Annotated in this window: 4 protein-coding genes and 1 pseudogene; 4 read left to right on the forward strand and 1 reads right to left on the reverse strand. The window is 69.8% G+C overall.

Features of this window, described 5'->3' with window-relative positions; genetic code table 11:
• The first annotated feature begins 93 nt into the window (after positions 1-93).
• The 4 genes from AB0O76_RS34665 (at position 94) to AB0O76_RS34680 (ending at position 6,113) form a co-directional block, all read left to right on the forward strand.
• A complete protein-coding gene (locus AB0O76_RS34665) occupies positions 94-1,749 on the forward strand; it encodes an RICIN domain-containing protein (protein ID WP_365499696.1) in 1,656 nt (551 codons plus the stop codon).
• A gap of 823 nt (positions 1,750-2,572) precedes the next feature.
• Entirely contained in the window at positions 2,573-3,097 is a 525-nt protein-coding gene (locus tag AB0O76_RS34670) for a PadR family transcriptional regulator (RefSeq protein ID WP_365499698.1), read from the forward strand.
• Positions 3,094-3,783 carry an ABC transporter ATP-binding protein gene (locus tag AB0O76_RS34675; RefSeq protein ID WP_365499700.1) on the forward strand — a complete coding sequence of 230 codons (690 nt, stop codon included), beginning with the start codon at positions 3,094-3,096 and terminating at the stop codon, positions 3,781-3,783. The genes AB0O76_RS34670 and AB0O76_RS34675 overlap by 4 nt, the downstream gene beginning before the upstream one ends.
• Positions 3,780-6,113: an FtsX-like permease family protein gene (locus tag AB0O76_RS34680; protein WP_365499703.1), complete on the forward strand. Its 2,334-nt coding sequence runs from the start codon at positions 3,780-3,782 to the stop codon at positions 6,111-6,113. Before AB0O76_RS34675 ends, AB0O76_RS34680 begins: the two co-directional genes overlap by 4 nt.
• A gap of 52 nt (positions 6,114-6,165) precedes the next feature.
• Here AB0O76_RS34680 and AB0O76_RS34685 read toward each other — a convergent pair.
• A pseudogene (locus tag AB0O76_RS34685) lies at positions 6,166-7,080 on the reverse strand (hydrogen peroxide-inducible genes activator).
• Positions 7,081-7,173: the final 93 nt, after the last annotated feature.

Below are 7,173 nucleotides of genomic sequence, written 5' to 3' on the forward strand. Positions count from 1 at the left end.
GCCCTTCCGGTACCTCCTGGCCACGGCGTCCGCCTCCGCCGGTGCACCGCCAGGCCCTCTCTGTCACGCCAAGACTAAAGAAGGAGGATTGTTATGTGGATATCTAGACCCCTCGCAATCCCGGTCGGCCTGGGTCTGGCGGCCTGCGCCCTGGCTGGGACCACCCCTACGGCTCACGCGGACTCGGCAGCCCCCGCCTCCGGCAGCGTCTACACCCTGCAGAACGCCGAGAGCGGCAATCTGATGGACGTCCAATACGCCTCGACCGCCCCCGGCGCACCCATCAGCCAGTGGAAATCGAACAACGGCGCCAACCAGCAATGGGCCCTGACCAAGACCAGCTCCGGCGCCTACACCGTCATGAGCGCCAACAGCGGCCTGTGCCTGGACACCCCCGACCCGCAGAACTCCAACCCGCCTGTTCAGCTCGTCCAGAACAGGTGCGACGGTTCCGCCAGACAGCAATGGAACATCGGATCCGTCGGCGACGGCACCTACACCCTTACCAACGCCGACAACGGCCTGCTCGTCGATTACGCCCAGTCCACCACCGATGCCACCAAGATCATCCAGCGGAAGTCCAACGACAGCGCCACCCAACACTGGACTCTCACCCCGCTCACACGGGTCGGCACTCACACCGCTGGCCTGATGTACAACGGGCGCTCCTTCAACAACGAGAGCATCCGCATGGCCGCACACACCACCGTCGCAGGGTCCATGCTCCGCGTCCGACTGAGCAACCGCTACGGTAACGAACCGCTGACCATCGACGCCGTCGACCTCGCCCGGCAAAGCAGCACCCCCGGCACCGCCGTCCCCGGCACCCACCGCCCCGTCACCTTCAACGGCAGCGCCTCCGTCACCATCCCCGCCGGGCAGGACGTCGCCAGCGACCCGATCCCGATGGCCGTGGACGCGAACACAAACCAGCTCGTGAGCCTCCACCTGCCGCACAAGCCCGCCGGCACCACGTGGCACGAAATGGCACAGGAAACCACCTGGATCTCCACCGCCGGCAACCACGTCACCGACGACGGCACCGGCAACTACCCGGCCACGGAGGGATCTTGGTACTTCCTCGAAGGCCTGGACGTCATCTCCCCGACCGCCACCGGAACCCTCGTGTGCGTCGGGGACTCCATAACCGACGGCGCCGGTTCCACTCCGGGCGCCAACCGCCGCTGGCCCGACTACCTCGCCCAGCGCATGAACTCCGCCTCCGGCGGCCCCACCCTCGGCGTCGTGGATGCCGGCATCAGCTCCAACCACGTGCTCAGAGACGTCAGCGGCAACAACCCCAGCCTCAAGAGCCGATTCGACCACGACGTGCTCGGCCAGCCCAACGTCAAGAGCGTGATCCTGCTGGAGGGCATCAACGACATCGGCAACAACATCGGCTCGAACGGATCCAGCCCTGTGACCTTCGAGGATCTCAGAGACGGCATGCTGAGCGTAATCAGCAAGGCCCGCGCCGCCGGCGTGAAGATCATCGGTGGCACGATCCTGCCCTACGAGGGGGCCCCGCAGCACACGGCCTACGGCGAGCAGGTCCGCCAAGACGTCAACCAGTGGATCCGCACCAGTCGCGAATTCGACGACGTCATCGACTTCGACAAGGCAATGCAGGACCCCCGCAAGCCTCTGGCCCTCAACCCCGCCTACGACACCGGCGACCACCTGCACCCCAACGACGCCGGCTATCAGGCGATGGCCGACGCCGTGAACCTCGCCGCCCTCACGCCGTAACACCGTGATGCGGAGCCTCTGCGGACCGCTGTTCAAGAGCGCGGATACAGTGCTCCGGTCCCCGCACTCCACGGAGTGCGGGGACATGCCCGACGCCGAAGCCGACTCATGGTGAGTTCGGACCAACAAGGCAGCTGCCAACCTGACCCTCGTCGCCACAATCAACGCTGCGTGCAGTCGATCGGCGAACCGACCACCAAGCACCTCCACCCAGGATGGGCCGCGCATTCATGGACGCGTGGTCTCTCAACCCAAGAGTCCACGACGAACGCGAGGTAGACGATCCCGGACCAGTGGCCACGTAGGTGAAGTCAGCCACCCACCCCTCGTTCGAACGGGACGCGGTGAAGCCGCGTTGCAGCAAGTCGCCGGACCGTCGGCCAGATCGCCGGGCCGCTGGTCACAGCGCAGCGCCGCCGGCACGATGCCGGCGGTCTTCCCTGCGGGCAGCGCCCGCCACCGCGAGCCGATCTTCTTCAGGTGGCCGCGTATCAGGCCGTCGAGGTGGTACAAGGTGGCGCTCGACAGCGGCAGGCGGGCGGTGTGGGCAAGGCCGTCAGGGCCCTCGGTGAGACCGTTGCTTTTCTTCACAACAAACTCAACTGCCGCCGGGGGCCCGCCCGTTACACCTGGAGCGTCGGCGGCCGTGACCGTTGGGGACTCAAGACCGATGCCCCTCGCGTAAGTTGACGCGGGTTGCTCAGTAACAGAATCGTGACAATGGGCCCCCACCTGGGCCGACGCACCACCGCCGCACCCCATGCAACCATCTACACACTCCGTGTATACATGCGGCGTATACACCCCGTGTAGAGTCCTCGCCATGTCCATCGGTCACACCCTTCTAGGGCTCCTGGAATCGGGCCCCCGCCACGGCTACGACCTCAAGCGGGCCTTCGATGAGAAGTTCGGTCACGACCGGCCGCTGCACTACGGCCAGGTCTACTCGACGATGTCCCGCCTGTTGAAGAACGGGCTCGTCGAGGTCGACGGTATAGAGCCCGGCGGCGGGCCCGAGCGGAAGCGGTACGCGATCACCGACGCCGGGATCACCGACGTACAGAGGTGGCTCGCGACGCCCGAGAAGCCGGAGCCGTATCTCCAGTCGACCCTTTACACCAAGGTCGTCCTCGCCCTGCTCACCCAGCGGAACGCGGCCGACATCCTCGACACCCAGCGTGCCGAGCACCTGCGCATGATGCGCATCCTCACCGACCGCAAGCGGAAGGGGGACCTGGCCGACCAGCTCATCTGCGACCACGCCCTCTTCCATCTCGAGGCCGATCTGCGCTGGCTGGAACTCACCGCCGCGCGCCTCGACAAGCTGGCCGAGGTGGTGGTCAAGTGACGCCGCCTCCTGGTTCGCTGCTCGCCGCGGAAGAGCTGCGCAAGGCCTACGGGCCGACCCTCGCCCTCGACGGCGCCGAGTTCTCCATCCACCCCGGCGAGGTCGTCGCCGTGATGGGGCCGTCCGGCTCCGGCAAGTCGACGCTGCTGCACTGCCTCGCCGGCATCGTGCCGCCCGACTCGGGGTCCATCACGTACAACGGGCGTGAACTGGCCACCATGAGCGACGCCCAGCGCAGTGCCCTCAGACGCTCCGAGTTCGGGTTCGTCTTCCAGTTCGGGCAGCTCGTACCGGAACTGACCTGCGTCGAGAACGTCGCCCTTCCGCTGCGGCTGAACGGGACCTCCCGGAAGGACGCCGAGAAGGCCGCCCTGTCCTGGATGGAGCGGCTGGAGGTCGACGACCTGAGGAAGAAGCGGCCCGGTGAGGTCTCCGGCGGTCAGGGGCAGCGCGTCGCCGTCGCCCGCGCCCTGGTCACCAACCCGCGTGTGCTGTTCGCCGACGAGCCGACCGGCGCGCTCGACTCCCTCAACGGCGAGCGCGTGATGGAGCTGCTGACGGATGCCGCGCGCTCGACCAACGCCGCTGTCGTGCTGGTCACGCACGAGGCCCGGGTCGCCGCCTACTCCGACCGCGAGATCGTCGTACGGGACGGCAAGTCCCGGGACATGGAGCGCGCCGTATGAGCGCGGGCCAGTGGGCGAAGGACCTGAGCATGGGGGTCCGGTTCGCGTTCGCCGGCGGACGTGAGGGATGGGTCCGGGCCCTGCTGACGGCCGTCGGAGTCGGGCTCGGCGTGGCGATGCTGCTGCTGACGACCGCCATCCCGAGCGCGCTGACCGAGCGCGACCAGCGCGGCAGCGCACGGGCCGACATCACGCACAGCGGGGAGGTGCTGCCGAAGGCGGACGACACACTGATCACCGGCAGAGTCGACACGAGGTACCACAGCAAGGACATACGGGGCCGGCTCCTGGAGCCGGAGGGCGCGCGGGCGCCGCTGCCGCCGGGCGTCGAGAAGTTCCCCGGCAAGGGCGAGATGGTCGTGTCGCCCGCATTGGAGCGGCTGCTCAAGTCGGACTCCGGCAAGCTGCTGCGCGACCGCATCCCGTACCAGGTCACCGGCACCATCGCCCACTCCGGGCTCGTCGGGCCCGCCGAACTCGCCTACTACGCGGGCGCCACGGGCCTTGAGGACCGCATGGCCAGCGGCAAGGTCGGGCGCATCGACCACTTCGGGCCCTCCGCCAGGCAGCAGGAGAAGGAGCTGGATCCGGTCCTGCTCCTGCTCATCATGATCGTCTTCGTCGTGCTGCTCCTGCCGGTCGGTGTGTTCATCGCGGCGGCCGTGCGCTTCGGCGGTGAGCGCCGGGACCGTCGGCTCGCGGCGCTCCGGCTGGTCGGCGCGGACGGTGGGATGGCTCGGCGCATCGCGGGCGGCGAGGCACTCGCCGGCGCACTGCTCGGGCTCGCCTTCGGCACCGGCTTCTTCCTGGTGGGGCGGCAGCTGGCGGCCCTGCTGGATGTGAAGAACTTCAGCGTGTTCCCGAGCGACCTCAACCCGTCGCCCGCGCTCGTCGTGCTGGTCGCCGTCGCCGTACCGGCCGCGGCCGTCCTGGTGACGTTGTTCGCGCTGCGTGGGGTCGTCATCGAGCCGCTCGGTGTAGTCCGTGCGGCGAAGCCCCCGCGCCGCCGGCTGTGGTGGCGGTTGCTGCTGCCGCTGGGCGGCCTCGCGCTGCTGTACCCGATGGTGGGGCAGGGCAACGACGACGGGAACTTCAATCAGTGGATGGTGATCGGCGGCACCGTGCTGCTGCTCGTCGGCGTCACCGCGCTGCTGCCTTGGGTCGTCGAGGCCGTGGTGGCCCGGCTGAACTCCGGCTCGGTATCCTGGCAACTGGCGGTGCGCAGGCTGCAGTTGAGCAGCGGCACGGCCGCCCGCCTGGTCAACGGCATCACGGTCGCGGTGGCCGGGGCGATCGCCCTGCAGATGCTGTTCTCCGGGGTCGAGCGCGACTACACCACGCCGACCGGCAACGACGTGAGCCGGGCACAGATGATGGTCCCCGTCCAGGGCGGCGTCCCGCTGGCCGAGGCTCGCCGGCAGTTCACGCAGACCGAGGGCGTGCGCCGTGCGACGACCATTTCGCAGGGCAGGATCGGAGACCGGGCGAAGGAGCCCGACAACGTGGCGGCGGTGACCGTCGGCAGTTGCGCCGAGCTGCGCGAGGTGGCGCGTCTGACGTCCTGCCGGGACGGCGACGTCTTCCAGATCCCCGGCGGCGAGTACGCCGGCGGGATGAAGAAGCTCACCAAGCCGGGCGGCACCCTGTACTTCGACCCGGAGTCCGGCGGGATGACAGGCCGCACCGTGGCCTGGAAGGTGCCCTCCGGCATCAAGACGGCGGGGCCGGGCAAGGATCCGACCGGCTTTGAGAGCAGCGGCCTGCTCTTCACCCCTGGTGCGCTGCCCGAGGCGGCGGCGGCCGTCCTGGACCACCAGGTGTCCGTCGAGCTGGACCCGTCGGTGCCGGACGCCGACGAGCTCGTACACAACACCGCCGCGCGGCTGGACCCGCTGTCGGACGTGTACGTCCTGGCCGCCACCGAGCAGGAGTCGGAGTTCCGGTCCATCAGCACCGGGCTGTTCGTCGGCGCCACCTGCGTGCTGGTGCTGATCGGCGCGAGCCTGCTGGTCTCCCAGCTGGAGCAGCTGCGCGAGCGCAAGAAGCTGCTGTCGTCCCTGGTCGCCTTCGGCACCCGGCGCCGTACGCTGAGTCTGTCGGTGCTGTGGCAGACGGCGATCCCGATCGCGCTGGGTCTGCTGCTGGCGTCGGCGGTGGGACTGACGCTGGGCGCGGTGCTGCAGAAGATGGCCAACGTCACGGTGAGCGTGGACTGGGCGAGCGTGCTGTCGATGACGGGCATCGGCGCCGCGGTCGTGCTCGCGGTGACGGTTCTCAGCCTGCCGCCGCTGCTGCGGCTGATGCGGCCGGACGGGCTGCGCACGGAGTGAACGACAGGGGGCCGGTGCTCAAGTCATCGGCCCCCGACACCGTACGGCACGCTCACACATCCGCGCCCAACACCCTCACCGGCAAGGGCCGCAGCGCCTCACGCAGGGCCGCCGCCAGCTCCTCGTACTCCGCTCCCCGCGCCGCCCCGTCCGCATGGCGAAGGCGACGCGGCGGGTGGGGGCCGGGGCGGCGAAATAGCCGGTGCGGAGCTGACTGCTGCGGGTCATCTCCAGCTTGAGCGCGGTGCGCGGCAACAGCGTGCAGCCGAGACCGCCCGCGACGAGCTGCACGAGCGTGGACAGCTCGGCGGCGGTCGTGGTCACCGTCGCGTCCTCACGACCGGCCTCCCGGCAGATGTCCAGGGCCTGGTCGCGCAGGCAGTGCCCCTCGTCCAGGAGCAGCAGGTTGAGCTCCTTGAGGGCCTCGCGTGGGATGCCCTCGCGACCGCCGAGCCAGTGGTCGAGCGGGGTGACGAGCACGAAGTCCTCGTCGAAGAGCGGGAGTTCGGTGACGCCGGGCACGCCGAGGGGGACGGCGAGCAGGAGCAGGTCCAGACGGCCGGTGGCGAGCCCCTCGACGAGGCTGGCGGTCTGCTCCTCGTGCACCTGGAGGTCAAGGTGCGGGGAGCGCTCGTGGACGAGGCGCAGGACGGTCGGCAGCAGGTACGGCGCCACCGTCGGGATGACTCCGAGGCGCAAGGCGCCGGTGAACGGGGCCCGCACCGCCTCCGCCTCGTCCATCAGCGCCGCGACCGCCACCAGCACCGCCTTCGCCCGTACGGCCAGCCCTCTCGCCCGCGGGCGAGAGGAGCACCTTGCGGGTCGTCCGCTCCACCAGCGTGACCCCGAGGGTCTCCTCCAGGGCGGAGACGGCTCCGGACAGCGCGGGCTGGCTCATGCCGATCGCGGCGGCGGCGTCGCGGAAGTGGAGGTGCTCGGCGAGGGGGGGGGAGGGCCCCCGGCCCATGCCCCCCCCCCCCCCGGTAGAGGGAAAACACAGGTGGCGCGCCCGCGCCGCGGGCCGCCCCCACCACCGCGGGGGGGCGCAACCCCCCGCCCC

The sequence above is a fragment of the Streptomyces sp. NPDC086554 genome, from assembly GCF_040686095.1.
Classification (GTDB): domain Bacteria; phylum Actinomycetota; class Actinomycetes; order Streptomycetales; family Streptomycetaceae; genus Streptomyces.